The following is a 15,498-nucleotide window of genomic DNA, read 5'->3' as shown; positions in this document are numbered from 1 at the left end:
AACCCGTGGCGAGGGAGCTTGCTCCCGCTCGGCTGCGCAGCAGTCGTAAAAACTTTCAGCCGTTGCCTGATGCATTTTGCTGAATGGTTTTGGGGCCGCTTCGCAGCCCAGCGGGAGCAAGCTCCCTCGCCACGGTGGCTCGCACACTTTGAGTAAAGTTGGGCTTCAGTAACCCCGACTGAAATCCACTTCCCCGCGCAGCGCTTCCCCAGCCTGGTAGGCGCGCAGGTTTTCCAGGAACAGCTGCACCATCATCGGCGGCGAGGTCGGTGCCGAGCTGTGGCCAGTCAACAGCAGGCCCCAGGCCGTCCAGAACGGATGACGCTGCGGCAACGGCTCCTGGCGACACACGTCGATCACCGCACCGGCCAGGTGTCCTTCCTTCAAGGCTTGCACCAGATCCGCGTCCACAACCGCCACGCCACGACCGACGTTGATGAACAACCCGCTGGGCTTGAACTGCTTGAACAGCGCCGCGTCGTAGATGTCATGGGTATCGGGCGTGTTCGGCAGCAGGTTGATCACGTAGTCCGCTTCGCCCACCAGGCGCGGCAAATCCTTCATCGCGCCAACCTCGATAAACGGCGCCAACTCACGGGCCTCGCTGGCGATGCCGTACAACTGCACGCCAAACGGCACCAGGAACTGCGCCACCCGCTGGCCGATATCGCCCGTCCCGACGATCAATACCTTGCGCCCTGCCAGGCTTTGCCCCTGGCGGTTGTCCCATTTGCGCTCCACCTGGCTGACCAACCGCGCCAGGACTTCACGTTCATGCCCCAGCATGTAGGTGAGCACATATTCGGCCATCACCTGGCCGAAAATGCCGACCGCGCGGGTCAGGCGATAATCGCGCGTCAGGCCTTCGGCCAACAGCGGCGTGATGCCCGCCCAGGTCGATTGCAACCAACGGGGGCGATGACCTTGACGCAACAGGGTAGCCAACAGGTCAGGCTGGCCGAGCCAGACCGGGCAATCAGTCGCCAGCCGCGACAGCTCGGCGGAATCGCCGCTGGTCAGCACTTCGAGGTCGGGAGCAGCCTGACGCAGTAGCTGGGCATAGACCGCGTGGTCGTGTTCGGCAATCAGAACGCGCATGAATCAAACCTTTCCAAACAGTGCAGACGGCCGCTGACAGAGTGTTGCTCCATCCATGCGGCCCATCGCCAATAATCATTTCAATATTCAAGAGGTCCCAGGACGGGCGCCTCGAAGTATCAGACCGGATCGTTGCGTCGCAGCAACTCTTCGGGCAGATGCTCGATGTATTCGTCTTCAGCCGGTGGCATCTGCAAGTGATAGCCCTGGGTGTCGAGATTTTCCAGCACCTTGTTGATGTCCTCCCGGGACAGCTGCCGCTCCGGGCTCAATACCAGGTCGAAGGCATGGATGGCCTTGCCGAACGCGGCCATCAACGGCTCGGGCACCCGGGCCAATGCCTCGCTTTTGAGCACGTAGAGGTACATTTCGTTTTTCTTCGAGCTGCGGTAGATGGAGCAAATACGTTTCAAGGCTGTTCTCCGGCGGTGGCCAGGCTGTCGAGCAATGCCTGGCCCATCAACTCGCGGCGCCAGCCACGCAGCGAATCGGGCAATTGGTAAGGCCCCTCGGGAAAGCCGCTCTTGATCAGGGCTTCGAGGGTTTTCTTGCGTAGCATCAGTTCCGGGGCAATGCCCAGCCGCTCGGCTTCAGCCTGCCCAAGCGCCTTGAGCTGCTTGAGCAGCGCCGAGGCCTCGATCGGCAGCGGTTCTGGCACTGCGGGCGGCCATTGTTCAGGTGGCAGACTGCCCGCGCGCTTGATCAGGTCGAGCAGGAACTCACCGTCCTGGCGCACGGTACGCGGGTGCATGTCTTCGATCTTCGCAAGCGCACCGAGGTTATCCGGCTGCGTGCGGGCCAGGGGCCATAGCGAATGCTCGCGAATGATGCGGTTGCGCGGCAGGTCACGGGCCCGCGCCTCGCGCTCGCGCCAGGCGCACAGTTCGCGCAGTACGGCCAATTGCGCCCGGGACAGTTTCCAAGCCAGTTTGGCCTCGCGGTACACCTCGTACGGGTCGATCTCGCGGCGCAGGTTGGCCACCAGTTCGGCGCCATCCTGCAGGACCCAGCTGTATTTTTCGTCGGACAGCTTCGGCCGCAGCTGTACGAAAACTTCCGCAAGATGCACTGCGTCCTCGGCGGCATAGCTGATCTGGGTTTCGGACAAGGGTCGTTGCAACCAGTCGGAACGGGTCTCGCCCTTGGGCAATTCGATGCCCAGCACTTCCTGCACCAACCGCGAATACCCCATGGAGAAACCCAGGTTCAGGTAGGCGGCGGCCAATTGCGTGTCGAACAACGGCGCAGGCAGACTGCCGGTCAGGCGCAGCAAGACTTCAAGGTCTTCGCTGCAGGCGTGCAAGACCTTGAGCACCGCCGGGTTTTCCAGCAGCGCGGCCAAGGGTTTCCAATCGTCGATGGTCAAGGGGTCGATCAGGTACGCGCTTTTGCCATCACCGATCTGCAGCAGGCCGGCAATGGGATAAAAGGTGTCGACCCGCATGAATTCGGTGTCGAGGGCGACGAACGGCAACTGTTGCCATTCGGCGCAAAACCGACCGAGGCTATCGTTGTCGCGAATCCAATGAATATCGATGGCCACACGGCTCTCCCTTGAAGAATGGCGCGCAGTATATATCGCCGTCGGCGATTGCGAGCATCTACGGAGCAAGAGCTTTAGAGAAATCGCCTGCGCGCACGTAAGAATAGTCCTACATCCGCCGTTATCCGGTCTTACGTAATACATACACCCGTTTAAATGCCAGGCCAGGCAGGAAATCCTGATGCCACACCACGCTGAAACCGGCCGCGAGAAATTCGGCTTCGACGCAGGCCTTGTCGGCCAGGTTTCGTTGCGAAGCATGGCCGAGCTTGAGACGCCCCTCGATCTGGACTGACACGATCACCGTGTCCCGGCTGACCCGGTGGAATTCCCGCAGCAAAGCCAGGCGATGTTCGCTGGCCTGGATGTGCATAAACAATTGCAGACAAAAAATGCAGTCCACCGCGTTCGCCGACAACCCGAGGGTAAACGCCGAGCTGGGAAAGGTCTTGACCCGCTTGAGCAACGCACCGCCATGGTGGCTGCGGGCATGATCGAGCGTATCCGGCGACGGGTCCGCCGCCAGGATCACCCGGTTGGCATGTTCGCCCAGCACTGGCCAGAACCGCCCCGCCCCACACGCGACATCCAGCACCAGCCCAGGCTCACCCGCGACTTTCAGGGCGTTGCGTACCAATTGCTCGTCACGCCAGAAGGTCAGCCGCAGCCGCCGAGGTGTCGGTTGACAGCAGATTTGCGCGTGCTCCTGGTCATGCTGCCTGGCGAACTCAAGCTCGACGGTGGAGGGGGATTGCCCGGGCATACTCACGGCTCACGGAAAAGGTTGAACGACAGGTTAAACAGGGCTACGTGAAAAAAAGGTGTAGGACGACTATTCCCTGGCCAACACCCCATCGATCACTGCGCTGCGGCAACTGGCGAACATGTCCAGGTCCTGGTTGTAGACCTTGCTGTTGACTTCCAGCAGCCCGAGCATCGAATGAAACAGGTTGTCCTGGCTCAAGGGTTTGTCCCGACTCATTTGCAGGCAATGCGTGTCGACCGAGAAGGACTTCTGATAACTGTCGGAAAACCAGGCCAGCATCGCCACATGCTTCTGTTGCTCAGGGGCCAGCATGTAGGGCGTGCCATGGAGGAACAAGTTGTATTCACCCAAGGACTCGCCGTGATCCGACAGATACAGCATGGCGGTGTCGACCTTGTCCTGATTGGCTCGCAACAAATCGATCAACATCGACAGCACGTGATCGGTGTACACCAGCGTGTTGTCGTAGCCGTTGACGATGCTCTCGCGGCTGCAATTGTTCAGCGCATTGCTTTCGCACACCGGGGTGAAATGCTCGTATTCCTTCGGGTAGCGCTTGAAGTATTCCGGCCCATGGCTACCCATCTGGTGCAGGACCAGCACGGTGTCCTTGTCGAGGGTGTCGATGAAATGTTGCAAGCCCTGGAGCAGGATTTCGTCGCGGCACTCACTGTTGGCGCACAAGGCCGGATCCTTGAGGTTGCTGACGTCCTGCAACGTGACCCGATCGCAGGTGCCTTTGCAGCCGGACTGATTGTCCCGCCAGATCACTTCCAGCCCGGCGCGCTTGAGCACGTCCAGCAAACCCTCTTCATTCTTGGCCTTGCTCGCGTCGTAGTTCTTGCGGCCCATGTTGGAGAACATGCACGGCACTGACACGGCCGTCTCGGTGCCGCAGGAATGCACGTTGGTAAAAGCGATCAGGCCGGCCTCCTTGTCCAACTGCGGCGTGGTATCACGGTTGTAGCCAAGAATGCCGAAATTTTCGGCGCGAGCACTTTCGCCTACCACTAGGACAGTGAGAGATTTTCGGGCATGGGTTTGCCAGGCCGGGTTGCGACTTGCATCCTCGCCCAACGTGACGAACGGCTGCTTGGCCGACGCGACCTGCTCGCGCAAATAGCCGACCGACGCCCCGATGTAATTACTTGGCACGACCATCAAGCGCAACTCATGGTGGTTGCGAAACAACGAAGACAGCCCTTGATAATTGATCAGGGCCACCGCACCGAGCACCGCAGCCGAGGCCACGCCGACCAGCAACTTGCTCAATAACTCCTTGGGCCAGCGGCGATAATTGATGGGCGTCTTGAACAATAACCAAGAGGGTAATGCGCCTAACAAGCCGATGTAGACGAACAACTTCAACGACAACAGATCGCGAACTTCCGTGGCATTGGTTTCGGCGAAATTCCGCAACATGCCGGCATCAATCAACACGCCGTATTGGGCCATGAAATACGCCACACCCGCGCTGATCATGAACAACGCCATCAACAACGGCTTGAGCACTGGACGAAACGCCAGCAACGTCAACACCAGGTTGAACGCGCAGAATACGATCACCCCAAACGCCAGGCACAGCAGCAGGCCGCGACCATCCGACGCAGTGATCACAAGCAGGTGCTGCCAGAGAATAAAGTTGAAGCCCACTAACAAAAAGGCACTGGCGACCAGCGTCACCCACTCGGGGCGCACGGCTTTAATAGTCAGCATGATGGTTGGGGGCTTCCTGAAGTTGCTCTTTAAAAGAAAGTGCCGCAGGCAAATGGGAAAATTTCATTCCCTACGGCAACACAAACTTTAGGCAGCCCACCATCAATTTTTCGTGAAAAAGTTGCCAGTAAATAATTATTTAAGGAACTTTTTCACAGCCGACGTCAGGCTTGGTGCAAATACCAACGCCAGTCCTGTTCGCCTACTTCTCCCATGAATTGACGATATTCGGCGCGTTTGACCGCCAGATAGACACCGAGAAATTCGCCGCCAAACGCTTCTCGTGCCCAGGCCGAGGTCTCAAGCGCACTCAAGGCTGTAAGCCAATCGGTGGGCAGCAACTCGGTCGCCTGGGCGTAACCATTGCCTTCGATTGGCGCGCCGGGATCACGCTGTTGGCGTATGCCGCGGTGAATCCCGGCCAATATCGCGGCGGCGGCCAGATACGGGTTGGCATCGGCGCCGCAGACGCGGTGCTCGATGTGTCGCGAGAATGCCGGGCCGCCAGGCACCCTCAAGCTGACGGTGCGATTGTCGACGCCCCAGGTCGGTGCCAGCGGCGCATAGCTGTTGCTCTGGAATCGACGATAGGAGTTGGCGTTCGGGCAGAACATCAAGAGCGAATCCAGCAGGGTATCGAGCATTCCCCCAACCGCATGACGCAACAGCGGCGTACCTTCGGCGGCTTCGCTGGCAAACAGGTTGTTCCCATCCCGGTCCGCCAGGCTGACGTGCATGTGCATGCCGGAGCCCGCCAGATGCGCGAACGGTTTGGCCATGAAACACGCCGCCATGCCGTGTTTATGCGCCACGCCCTTGACCAGGCGCTTGTAGCGCACCGCCTCATCCATGGCTTGCAAGGCATCGGTGCGGTGTTCAAGTGTGATTTCGACCTGCCCCGGTGCGTATTCCGAAATAGCGGTTCGGGCCGGAATGCCTTGCTGCTTGCAGGCGGCATAAAGGTCGGCCAGGAATGGCTCGATCTGTTCCAGCTCGCGCAAACCATAGACTTGCGTGGTCCGCGGTCTGCCGCCGTCCGCGTCGCGCGCCGGTTGCGGCCGGCCCTGGCTGTCGCGCTGGGCATCCAACAGATAAAACTCCAGCTCCGCCGCCATCACCGGGTAATAACCGTCGGCCTGCAAGGCGTCGATCACCCGACTGAGCAGAAGGCGCGGGTCGGCGACCGCCGCAGGCATGCCTTCCTCGGGATGCATGCCGACCTGCACGGCCGCGGTGGGAATCAACCGCCACGGCATGCGCTGCAAGCTGCCGCTGAGGGGGTAGGCGCGGCAATCGATGTCGCCGACATCCCACACCAACCCGGAGTTTTCGACGTCGTCGCCATTGAGGGTCAGCCCGAGCATGGTGCTGGGCAGCGGTCGACCGTTTTCGTAGACCGCCAGCAGTTCGTCCCGATGCAATAACTTGCCCCGTGGTACGCCATTGTTATCAAGGATAAACAGCTCGAAGAGCTCGATATCAGGGTTCTGATCGAGAAACGCCTGGGCGTGTTGCACGGGCGCGAAAGCATTTTTTGCAAGGCTCATAAGAAAGCTCATATTTCCATGTCGGACGGGCGACCAGGCGCCGTCGGTCTGTGCTCGCCGGCGACGAACACGGTATTTGATCAACAGGAAATACGGGAGTCCGGAGGACGCGCGTGGCGACAGTGCCACAAGGCCCAGAAGGCCAGCTCGGACGGCAGCGCACTGAGGGACGCAGGCATGACGGGCGAAGACCTGCCGAGCGGATCGACCGCGGCGGATGAAAGGTATCGGAGCACCAGGGGCCAACCGTTCATGAGCGCATCACAGGGACTGGACCCAGCAAGCGTCCCACGGCCTTCACGGATCATTAAACCTGGATTTGATGGAGCTTGGATCAGAACGAACTAAACATAAGCAAACGAACCACACTGTGGACAACATTCTCCTCGGCCTCTCGTTCCGCTAGGATCATCCGCCTGGTTTGCGCAAGATCCGCGCAAGGACACAGCGAGACAGAACGGATGCTGAACAGTAACGCCCTCAGAAAGCTCGACATGCAGGATCTCATGGTGTTTAGCGCCGTGTATGAACAAGGCAGCGTCACCGCTGTATCCGAAGCATTGTGTGTCAGTCAGTCGACCGTCAGTTATTGCCTGAAGACACTGCGCGCCTGCTTCGAAGATGAACTGTTCATCAACAGCCGTACCGGCATGCGCCCGACCTATAAAGCCGAGGGGATGTACGAGCATGTGCGCGCCATCCTGCAGCGAATCAACCAGTGTCATGCCGGCTCGCCCACCTTCGATCCAAGGCGCCAGGCAATCACCTTCGATATTTGCGCGCCTGAATACTTCGAACAACTGATCCTGCCACGATTGCTTCGGGCCTTGGATCACGCCGAGTTGCCGGTGATGGTGAACGTGCAGAAGCTCGAAGCGGACATTCCCGTCGACGCCCTGCGCAATGGCAGCCTGGACCTGGTGATCTGCTTCGGCCCGAATTTCCATAGCAATCACGCCGATCTCAAATCCAGGCCGCTGTTGGACGACGACTTGGTCTGTGTCGTGGATAAACGGGCCGCGCCACTGGAATCGCCGCTGAGTCTGGAAAGATTCCTACAACGCCGGCACGTTTTTCCGACGCCCTGGGCTTCGTCCAGCAACATGATCGACGGCTGGCTGGCGATGCAGGCGCAGCAACGCCAGATCGCCGCTCGCGCCAACAGTTACGGTGCGGCATTGAAGATGATCGCGGGTACCGATTTCATCCTCACCCTGCCCCGCCGCATCCAGCAACTGCTCGCCAATGACGCGGGTTTTCATCACTACGACGCGCCTGAAGGCTTGCCTGGTTTTACCCTGGACATGCAATGGAGCCTGGCCGCCGATCAGGACAGCGCCAACACCTGGTTGCGTGGGCAGGTCATCGAGGCTTGCCTTGGGCACTGAACCTCAAAGGCCAATGGCAGCCTTGGCGTACGGACCACGATCAATGTCGAGGAGCTCCACGCACAACTGCACGCTGACGCCGGCCGGCCAAGGCCCGAGGTCCTGAAGTACCGCCAGCAGATTATCGGCCAGCTGCTTCTTGATTTCCGCCGAGCGGCCACTGAGCAAGGCCAGTTTCAAATGCACGAACCCGCGCTCGCCGATGCCGGTACCGACCCGAAATGTGTCGATCTTCACCGCACGGCTCTTGATGTCGTGCTCAGCCGCGAACTGACCGGAAGCCACCAGCGCGTTGTTCAAGCGCAGCAGCGCGACGTCGGCGTTCAGCTCGGTCAGGTTGGCGGTGTATTCCATGTGCAGGTGAGGCATGTGTTTCGACTCCGATTCGAAAAAGCGAGGGTGGGATGACAGCCGACGCAACCATACCTCGACTGGGCTGGGTCAGGCAGGTTTTGTTTCGTCCGCCAGAGGCATCCGCTCGCTCATGAACGCCTCCAACCGCGACCTCAACCACCGCTCGGCCGGGTCGTTGTCGACGTGGCTCAGCCAAACCATGGACAAATCCACCGTCGGCGTCTCGAAGGGGAACGGTTCACAGAACAATTGCCCGGAAGCGGCCATGGCCGTGGCGGTGTAGTCCGGCAGGCTGGCGATCAGATCAGTGCCGGCCAGCAATGCCGGCAAGGCGCTGTATTGTGGCACCGACAACACCACGTGGCGCTTGCGGCCGATTTCAGCCAGCCATTCGTCAGCCAGGCCGGCAATGTTGGCCGTATGGGAAACCAGCACCTGCGGTCGCGCGCAGTATTCATCCAGGGTCAGCGGTGTTTCCGAGGCATCGGCCCGCAGCACGCGGGCCCGGATGTGCCGCAGCAGCTTGCGTTTGGCATTGGCCGGCAGCCCTCGGGTCTGGCTGATGCCGACCGTAATGTCGCCTGAGGCAAGCAAGTCGGGAATGCGCCAGTAATCGACGTGCTGGACCACGAACACAACGTTGGGTGCTTCCTGGCGCAGGCTGCGCAACAGCGGCGGCAGCAGGCCGAACTCCACGTCGTCGGACAGGCCGATGCGGAATGTCATGGTGCTGCTGGCGGGGTCGAAATCATGGGTCAGGCTCAGCGCCACTGACAGCGAGTCCAGTGCGGGCGACAGGTGCTGGATGATTTCCTCGGCCCGGGCGGTTGGCTCCATGCGGTGGCCGACGCGAATGAACAACGGGTCGTTGAACATCGCCCGAAGGCGATTGAGCGCCGAGCTGATGGTCGGTTGGCCGAGGAACAATTTTTCCGCCGCCCGTGTCACGTTGCGCTCGAGCATCAGCGTTTCGAAGACCACCATCAGGTTGATATCGGCCTTGCGCAATTCGTTGCGGTTCATCCCTTGCTCCTGGTTCCAGTCGATGTGGCAGGCGCTGCAATTTGCTGAAATATCTCACCATCATTGGAAACGTATTTCCATTAGCGAAAATTATCAGCTTGGCTAGGCTTGCGACGACATGTCCCAAACATGTCCTGAATGATAAATCGCATGGAGCGAACCGATGTACTTTGAAATCTACCGACAGACCCGAGGCACCCCAAGCACCGGACAAGGCCAATGGCGCTGGCGCTTGAGGGCCGGCAATCATGAAACCATCGCCAGCGGTGAATCCTACGTGAACAAGGCTGACTGCCTGCACGTCATCGGGTTGATCAAGAGCGCGCACGGCGAGACACCCGTCAAAGAAATCTGAAGCCGTCCACGGGCCGACCATCTGAAGTATCGTATGCAGCGAACAGCGAGAGGTCGGGCCCATGGCTCAATCCAATAACCGTAGCGACTGGATGGTGCGCGCGCCTGAGTCGAAGAAACTGGAACGCATCGAAGCCTACTTCAGTGGTCACGGCTACAGCGCCCACCGGCATGACACCTACGCCATCGGCTTTACGCTTTCTGGCGTCCAGAGTTTCAACTACCGGCACAGCAAACGTCATAGCCAACCCGGTGGAACCATCGTGCTGCACCCCGATGAGGTTCATGACGGCGAAGCAGGCACCCGCGATGGCTTTCATTACCGGATGTCCTACATCGAACCGTCATTGATCCAGCAAGTGCTGGGTGGCAGGCCCTTGCCCTTCATCGAGGGCGGGTTGTCGAACGATCCCCGGCTCAACATCGCGACCCGCAGGTTGCTCAATACGCTGGAGCATCGCCTCGATCCGCTGGAGGAAGACGACGCCATCTATGACGTGGCCCAGGCGCTCGCTGTCGCGGCGGGTCGCCAACGCGGACGCCGACTGCTGGATTACCCCGCCGCGGAGCGTGCGCGCCTGTTCATCCATGATGCCCTTGGCCAGCCGATTACCCTGGACGATCTGGTCGAGGCCAGCGGCCGGGATCGGTGGAGCCTGTCTCGGGATTTCCGCGCCATGTACGGCACCAGCCCCTATCGCTACATCACCCAACGTCGGTTGAACGAAGCCCGGCGCCTGTTGATGCATGGCCTGCCATTGAGCGAAGCAGCCCTCGCCTGTGGCTTTTTCGACCAAAGCCACATGACCCGGCTCCATACCCAGGCCTTCGGCATTTCACCGGCACGCGGGCTGAAAATGCTCCGTTGAAATCCTGCGAAACATGCTGTGAAAAGCTGCACGATCATCCAATACCCGCCTCAACCCGGACAGTAAGGTAGCGCTCATCTTCCACCATGGAGCATGCCCCGATGAATCATTACTCTCCCATCAACTTCGCCCAGAAACACGCGCTGTTCGCCGAGCAATGGGCGCCCAAAGTCATCGCTGAAATGAATGACTACCAGTTCAAGATCGCCCGGCTCGAAGGCGATTTCATCTGGCACACCCATGCCGATACGGATGAAACGTTCATTGTGCTGGAGGGTGAACTGCGTATCGACTTTCGTGACGGCGCCGTGATGATCGGCCCGGGCGAAATGTACGTCGTCAAGAAAGGCGTCGAGCATAAACCCAGTGCCGAGCAGGAAGTGAAACTCTTGTTGATCGAGCCTCGCGGCGTCATCAATACCGGCGAAGAAACCAACGAGCGAACGGCGGTCAATGACGTCTGGATCTGACCGGGCCAGACTCAGTCGTATTCGGCTTCCTGATGATCGCCGAGCAAGCGTCGTTGGCGGTCTGTCGCGGCGGCGAGCACCGCGGGATTGAACTGCCAATGCAGATAGGGCGAGAACTTCTGCGCGACCATCCGTCGACCGTAATGCACCTGGAGCATATAGCGGGTGCGATCGGCGGTCCGGTTGTCACTGCCGGCGTGCCATAGCTCGCTGCGCAATATCAAGACATCGCCCGCCCGGCATAGCACCGGCTGCGCCGAGCGCCCATTCCATTGCGTTTCGCCCGCAGCGGGCGCTCGCCCCGCCTTGTGGCTGCCGGGGATGACCCGTGTCGGGCTCAGGTCGGCATCGATGTCGTCGAGGTAGAACTGCGCGGTGAACACTTGCATTGGCAGTTCGAAGCCGGGATCGGCCAACAAGCCCGGCGGCAGTTCCATCGGCAGGTAATCCAAGTGCAACGCAGCACCGACGAAACCGGGATGGCAGCGCCAGGCCGTCTGGCCGATGATGTGGCAGTCGTCGCCCAATGCTGCCTCGGCGAGCTCGATCACCCCGCTCACATCCAAGTAAGGCAGCCAGAAAGGGTCGCGATTGAACACACATTTGTAATGATCGATGACGCCGCTGTAGTCCCAGTGCTCGGGTTTCAGCAGGTCGATCGCACGACGCATGTCAGCGATTTGCGTGGTATTCAACACACTGCGCATCAGGACAAAGCCGTCCCGATGCAGGGCTCGCAGGAGGTCGTCAGTCAACACGACATCACCTGCTTCAGGTGCGGAAGCGGCCGGTCAGCTCTGCGAGGCTTCTCGACAGGCTGGAAAGCTGCTGGCTTGCGTGCATGCTCTGGGCGGAATTGGCCGCTGCTTCGTTGGACAGATCACGGATGTCGGAAATATTGCGCGCTATTTCCTCGGTGACGCTGCTCTGCTCCTCACACGCATTGGCGATTTGCGCGGCCATGTCGTTGATCCGCTGGATCGATCCACCGGTGCCGCTGAGTACCTGATCGACACCCGCGGCGCGCTCGACGCTATCGCGCGCCTTGCTGCTGCCGACCTGCATCGCTTGGACAGCCTTGGCGACACCGCTCTGCAAGCGTTCGATACGAATCTGGATGTCCTTGGTGGAATCCTGGGTGCGGGCCGCAAGCGCCCTCACCTCATCGGCCACCACGGCAAAACCACGGCCCTGCTCGCCGGCCCGCGCGGCTTCGATCGCAGCGTTCAGCGCCAACAAGTTGGTCTGCTCGGCAATGCCACGAATCACTTCGAGCACAGCACCAATGCTGGAAGTTTCCTGGGCCAACGCCTCGATCGTACCCGAGGCGCTTTCGACTTCCTGGGCCAACTGGCGAATCGACTCGATGGTGCTGCTGACAACAGCGGTGCCGTCGCGAGATTGACTGCTGGCTTGCTGCGCGGCGTCCGATGCGTTCACGGCGTTGTGGGCCACCTCATGCACAGCGGCACTCATTTGGGTCGCGGCGGTGCTGACCTGATCGAGGGCCGCATGTTCGCTGCTGATCAATTGATCGTTGGTCGCTGCCATAGCGGCCATGGCGCGCGCGGCGGCATCGACCTCCCCGGTCACTCTGCCCACTTCGGCAATCAGCGGTTGCAGCTTATCGAGGAAGCGGTTGAACGCACTGCCGAGCTGGCCCAACTCATCAGCCGAACGTACTTCGAGACGGCCCTTCAGATCGCCACCGCCCTCGGCGATCTGCTCGACGCGGTGCAGTAAGCGACGCATCGGACGCAGCACGACCATGGGCAAGGTCACGATCAGCAGGATGCAACCGAGCAGACCGACCAGCAAAATGCCCCCCTGCTGCAGGCCCACGGCTTGTCCATGATCGATCGCAGCCTGGCCTTCCCGCTGGGACGCCTCGTCTTCCAGCTCACCCAGTTTGTCGATGGCATCGCGCATGGTGTTGAACTTATTCTCGCCATCACCAAAACTCAGCGCACTGGCCGCCTGCGGATTGCTCGCAGCTTGCTCAACGACCTGCCGCGAGATCTGTGACCACTGCCCAAAGCGATCATTGAACTGACCGACCAGCGCCTGCGCCTCGGCACCCGGCTGCATCGCCGCGTACTTTTGCACGCGGTCATACGCTTGCTTCAGATTGTCCCTGTGACTGGCCCGCAGCGCCTCGACATGACTCCCCGCCCCGCCGCCCAGCAAGCTCCGTTCGGCAACGAAAGCCTGGTACAAGTCGCGATCCGCATTGAGCAACAGGCTGATGGCCGGCAGGTAACGCTTGGTCAACTGCGTGCTGGATTCCGTCACCTGGCCAATCCCACGCATGCCCGCGACCCCCATCAGCACGAGCAAGACAGCCAGGAACACCATCGGCAAAGTGATTTTCCAACGAAAGCCCAAGTCGGCGAAGAACCGCAGCATGGTGTCATTCCTTATACGGGGGGAATTACCTGCCTATCGGCAGCCTTGTCTTGAGCTATAGACCATTAGTCCAGTTGTTACAAAGCTTTGGGTGTGGGAAGGGCTTTGGCTAAGCAGGTCGAGGCGGGGTTGCGCTGGGTGAAAATGATAGAAAGGTTGCCAGTGTTTTGGGGAAATTTTCTGACATTTCCTGCCCACATAATTCTAGGAGTCTTCTTACGCATCGTCTGATTGATGGTTTTAACGGTAAGCCTTTATAGTCCGAGGCGTCGTTCGTAAGAGCGGCTTGGGTTTGGCGACTCAATGACAAATGGTAAGAAAGCCCTCATCCGATGGAGTTTGAAATGAACAAATACATGGCTCTTACCAGCAATACCGACGATCAACCGCTCTTTGTCGATACTTCAGCGCCGTTGCACATCCTGCTGGATACGGCGGGTTATAGAATTCGCGCGGTCGCTCAGTTTTTAGAGAACCTCGCGATGCGGGGAGATGTTCCAAGTGACTCAGTGATCCTTCAGGATTTTGCACAGCTGTGCTGCATTCCGTTGAGGGATGGTTGCGACTTGCTTGATGTCATAGCCCGACGCTTGGATGCAGAGCCGGCCTAGTTCAAAGGGCCACGGGTAATACCGATCAGAAAGTGGGGGCCACGAGGAAACATACAAACCGTGGCGAGGGAGCTTGCTCCCGCTGGGTCAAACCGCAGCGCACATCATACGTCTTACAATCCGCAGCCCGAAGTTCACGCTCGCGGTATCGTCACGCAATCCATATCGCCGCACTCCCGTACGCGAAAAAAGCCCAGAAACGAAAAAGCCCAGCGGATATGCCGGGCTTTATGGGGAACGGATGGCTTTATTCTTCCTCCGTTCCTGTCGTAGAACTTCCATATTCCAAGACGGCCCACCGAACGCAATTATTTCTGACGTACGGCCATAAGGGGGAACGGGGGAGATCCCGGTAAGATTATGGAACGACATCCGCACCCATCCCCCAAAATCCCCCAAATACAAAAAAGCCCCGAGGCGGTTAAGCGCTCGGGGCCTTTATATATGGCGGAGAGATAGGGATTTGAACCCTAGGTACTGTCGCCAGTACAACGGATTTCGAATCCGTCCCGTTCGGCCACTCCGGCATCTCTCCAGTGGCGCGCATCATACCAGCACATTCGCCGGAAGCGAACCCCCAGGCGAATTTTTTTCCGTGCTATCAGATGCTTGCGTCGTTTACAGCGGCACACCCAGGCGCTGGGCGACTTCTTCGTAAGCCTCGATCACGTCGCCGAGGCCCTGGCGGAAGCGGTCCTTGTCCATCTTCTTCTTGGTGGCCTTGTCCCAGAGGCGGCAGCCGTCCGGGCTGAACTCGTCGCCCAGAACGATGGAGCCATCGCTGAATACGCCGAATTCAAGCTTGAAGTCCACCAGCAGCAGGCCGGCGTCGTCGAACAGCTTGCTCAGCACGTCGTTGACCTTGAGGGACAATTCCTTCATGCGCGCCAGTTGCTCGGCGGTGCCCCAACCGAATGCCACGACGTGGGATTCGTTGATGAACGGGTCGCCCTTGGCGTCGTCCTTCAGGAACAGCTCGAACGTGTAAGGGTTGAGCTTCATGCCCTCTTCCACGCCCAGGCGCTTGACCAGGCTGCCGGCGGCGTAGTTACGCACGACGCATTCGACCGGGATCATGTCCAGCTTCTTGACCAGGCATTCGTTGTCGCCCAGCAGCTTGTCGAACTGGGTCGGCACGCCGGCTGCTTCGAGCTTCTGCATGATGAAGGCATTGAACTTGTTGTTCACCATGCCCTTGCGGTCCAGCTGTTCGATGCGCTTGCCGTCGAACGCCGAGGTGTCGTTGCGAAACAGCAGGATCAAGCGGTCAGCGTCGTCGGTCTTGTAAACCGACTTGGCTTTGCCGCGGTAGAGTTCTTCACGTTTTTCCATGATGGGCTCCGCTTGCTAAGT

The 15,498-nt window shown here is 59.6% G+C and carries 16 protein-coding genes, 1 tRNA gene and 1 pseudogene; 5 read left to right on the top strand and 13 right to left on the bottom strand.

Features of this window, described 5'->3' with window-relative positions:
• Positions 1 to 165: 165 nt before the first annotated feature.
• From FHK92_RS02650 to FHK92_RS02625, 6 genes are all read right to left on the bottom strand, one after another.
• Positions 166 to 1,098: a D-2-hydroxyacid dehydrogenase gene (locus FHK92_RS02650; protein ID WP_181286699.1), complete on the bottom strand. Its 933-nt coding sequence runs from the start codon at positions 1,096 to 1,098 to the stop codon at positions 166 to 168.
• A 119-nt stretch (positions 1,099 to 1,217) separates the two neighbouring features.
• Positions 1,218 to 1,511 (bottom strand): YcgL domain-containing protein, encoded by a 294-nt coding sequence (locus tag FHK92_RS02645; protein ID WP_030141193.1) that lies wholly within the window; start codon positions 1,509 to 1,511, stop codon positions 1,218 to 1,220.
• Complete coding sequence (gene rnd, locus FHK92_RS02640) at positions 1,508 to 2,641, bottom strand: ribonuclease D (protein ID WP_181286698.1); 1,134 nt, start codon at positions 2,639 to 2,641, stop codon at positions 1,508 to 1,510. The genes FHK92_RS02645 and rnd overlap by 4 nt, the downstream gene beginning before the upstream one ends.
• Before the next feature lie 121 nt (positions 2,642 to 2,762).
• Entirely contained in the window at positions 2,763 to 3,404 is a 642-nt protein-coding gene (locus FHK92_RS02635; protein WP_181286697.1) for a class I SAM-dependent methyltransferase, read from the bottom strand.
• 69 nt (positions 3,405 to 3,473) lie between these two features.
• A complete protein-coding gene (locus FHK92_RS02630; protein ID WP_181286696.1) occupies positions 3,474 to 5,123 on the bottom strand; it encodes a phosphoethanolamine transferase in 1,650 nt (549 codons plus the stop codon).
• A 164-nt stretch (positions 5,124 to 5,287) separates the two neighbouring features.
• Entirely contained in the window at positions 5,288 to 6,670 is a 1,383-nt protein-coding gene (locus tag FHK92_RS02625) for a glutamine synthetase family protein (RefSeq protein WP_181286695.1), read from the bottom strand.
• A 461-nt stretch (positions 6,671 to 7,131) separates the two neighbouring features.
• On the opposite strand from FHK92_RS02625, the gene FHK92_RS02620 reads away from it, so the two are divergent.
• Positions 7,132 to 8,058, top strand: a complete 927-nt coding sequence (locus tag FHK92_RS02620) for a LysR family transcriptional regulator (RefSeq protein ID WP_181286694.1) — start codon at positions 7,132 to 7,134, stop codon at positions 8,056 to 8,058.
• Positions 8,059 to 8,061: 3 nt separating this feature from the next.
• Here FHK92_RS02620 and FHK92_RS02615 read toward each other — a convergent pair whose 3' ends face one another.
• The gene (locus tag FHK92_RS02615) at positions 8,062 to 8,427 is read right to left on the bottom strand and encodes a 5-carboxymethyl-2-hydroxymuconate Delta-isomerase (protein ID WP_181286693.1); all 366 of its coding nucleotides are present in this window, start codon (positions 8,425 to 8,427) and stop codon (positions 8,062 to 8,064) included.
• Between the two features lie 72 nt (positions 8,428 to 8,499).
• Entirely contained in the window at positions 8,500 to 9,435 is a 936-nt protein-coding gene (locus tag FHK92_RS02610) for a LysR substrate-binding domain-containing protein (protein ID WP_181286692.1), read from the bottom strand.
• A gap of 163 nt (positions 9,436 to 9,598) precedes the next feature.
• Between FHK92_RS02610 and FHK92_RS02605 the strand changes: the two genes are divergently transcribed.
• The 3 genes from FHK92_RS02605 to FHK92_RS02595 all read left to right on the top strand — a co-directional run bounded on the left by FHK92_RS02605 (position 9,599) and on the right by FHK92_RS02595 (position 11,128).
• On the top strand, positions 9,599 to 9,790 hold the full coding sequence (locus FHK92_RS02605) for a YegP family protein (RefSeq protein WP_039593327.1): 192 nt from the start codon (positions 9,599 to 9,601) through the stop codon (positions 9,788 to 9,790).
• Positions 9,791 to 9,851: 61 nt separating this feature from the next.
• Positions 9,852 to 10,658 carry an AraC family transcriptional regulator gene (locus FHK92_RS02600; RefSeq protein ID WP_181286691.1) on the top strand — a complete coding sequence of 269 codons (807 nt, stop codon included), beginning with the start codon at positions 9,852 to 9,854 and terminating at the stop codon, positions 10,656 to 10,658.
• 101 nt (positions 10,659 to 10,759) lie between these two features.
• Complete coding sequence (locus tag FHK92_RS02595) at positions 10,760 to 11,128, top strand: cupin domain-containing protein (protein ID WP_181286690.1); 369 nt, start codon at positions 10,760 to 10,762, stop codon at positions 11,126 to 11,128.
• 11 nt (positions 11,129 to 11,139) lie between these two features.
• Here FHK92_RS02595 and FHK92_RS02590 read toward each other — a convergent pair whose 3' ends face one another.
• The 3 genes and pseudogenes from FHK92_RS02590 to FHK92_RS28090 form a co-directional block, all read right to left on the bottom strand.
• On the bottom strand, positions 11,140 to 11,886 hold the full coding sequence (locus FHK92_RS02590) for a phytanoyl-CoA dioxygenase family protein (RefSeq protein WP_181286689.1): 747 nt from the start codon (positions 11,884 to 11,886) through the stop codon (positions 11,140 to 11,142).
• A gap of 13 nt (positions 11,887 to 11,899) precedes the next feature.
• Positions 11,900 to 12,679 carry a methyl-accepting chemotaxis protein gene (locus FHK92_RS28095; protein ID WP_375154597.1) on the bottom strand — a complete coding sequence of 260 codons (780 nt, stop codon included), beginning with the start codon at positions 12,677 to 12,679 and terminating at the stop codon, positions 11,900 to 11,902.
• A 78-nt stretch (positions 12,680 to 12,757) separates the two neighbouring features.
• Positions 12,758 to 13,534 (bottom strand): annotated as a pseudogene (locus FHK92_RS28090) (MCP four helix bundle domain-containing protein); the annotation flags it as partial.
• Positions 13,535 to 13,878: 344 nt separating this feature from the next.
• Between FHK92_RS28090 and FHK92_RS02580 the strand changes: the two are divergent.
• A complete protein-coding gene (locus tag FHK92_RS02580; RefSeq protein ID WP_181286687.1) occupies positions 13,879 to 14,145 on the top strand; it encodes a short-chain dehydrogenase in 267 nt (88 codons plus the stop codon).
• Between the two features lie 445 nt (positions 14,146 to 14,590).
• On the opposite strand, the gene FHK92_RS02575 is transcribed toward FHK92_RS02580, so the two are convergent.
• Both FHK92_RS02575 and purC read right to left on the bottom strand, forming a co-directional pair.
• Positions 14,591 to 14,680: transfer RNA gene (locus tag FHK92_RS02575), tRNA-Ser, on the bottom strand.
• 83 nt (positions 14,681 to 14,763) lie between these two features.
• Positions 14,764 to 15,477 carry a phosphoribosylaminoimidazolesuccinocarboxamide synthase gene (gene purC / locus FHK92_RS02570; RefSeq protein ID WP_181286686.1) on the bottom strand — a complete coding sequence of 238 codons (714 nt, stop codon included), beginning with the start codon at positions 15,475 to 15,477 and terminating at the stop codon, positions 14,764 to 14,766.
• Positions 15,478 to 15,498 lie beyond the last annotated feature (21 nt).

The organism is Pseudomonas brassicacearum subsp. neoaurantiaca (assembly GCF_013608025.1).
Taxonomy (GTDB): Bacteria; Pseudomonadota; Gammaproteobacteria; order Pseudomonadales; family Pseudomonadaceae; genus Aquipseudomonas.
Note: the sequence above shows the minus strand (reverse complement) of the source record. Positions and strands in the feature narration are given on the sequence as shown.

Bases quoted from the DNA above. Each gene is read 5' to 3' on its own strand.
- FHK92_RS02595 (WP_181286690.1), top strand. From the start codon at position 10,760: ATGAATCATTACTCTCCCATCAACTTCGCCCAGAAACACGCGCTGTTC.
- FHK92_RS28095 (WP_375154597.1), bottom strand. From the start codon at position 12,679: ATGGCAGCGACCAACGATCAATTGATCAGCAGCGAACATGCGGCCCTC.
- FHK92_RS02615 (WP_181286693.1), bottom strand. From the start codon at position 8,427: ATGCCTCACCTGCACATGGAATACACCGCCAACCTGACCGAGCTGAAC.
- FHK92_RS02600 (WP_181286691.1), top strand. From the start codon at position 9,852: ATGGCTCAATCCAATAACCGTAGCGACTGGATGGTGCGCGCGCCTGAG.
- FHK92_RS02610 (WP_181286692.1), bottom strand. From the start codon at position 9,435: ATGAACCGCAACGAATTGCGCAAGGCCGATATCAACCTGATGGTGGTC.
- FHK92_RS02580 (WP_181286687.1), top strand. From the start codon at position 13,879: ATGAACAAATACATGGCTCTTACCAGCAATACCGACGATCAACCGCTC.
- FHK92_RS02650 (WP_181286699.1), bottom strand. From the start codon at position 1,098: ATGCGCGTTCTGATTGCCGAACACGACCACGCGGTCTATGCCCAGCTA.
- FHK92_RS02630 (WP_181286696.1), bottom strand. From the start codon at position 5,123: ATGCTGACTATTAAAGCCGTGCGCCCCGAGTGGGTGACGCTGGTCGCC.
- purC (WP_181286686.1), bottom strand. From the start codon at position 15,477: ATGGAAAAACGTGAAGAACTCTACCGCGGCAAAGCCAAGTCGGTTTAC.
- FHK92_RS02625 (WP_181286695.1), bottom strand. From the start codon at position 6,670: ATGAGCCTTGCAAAAAATGCTTTCGCGCCCGTGCAACACGCCCAGGCG.
- FHK92_RS02620 (WP_181286694.1), top strand. From the start codon at position 7,132: ATGCTGAACAGTAACGCCCTCAGAAAGCTCGACATGCAGGATCTCATG.
- FHK92_RS02605 (WP_039593327.1), top strand. From the start codon at position 9,599: ATGTACTTTGAAATCTACCGACAGACCCGAGGCACCCCAAGCACCGGA.
- FHK92_RS02635 (WP_181286697.1), bottom strand. From the start codon at position 3,404: ATGCCCGGGCAATCCCCCTCCACCGTCGAGCTTGAGTTCGCCAGGCAG.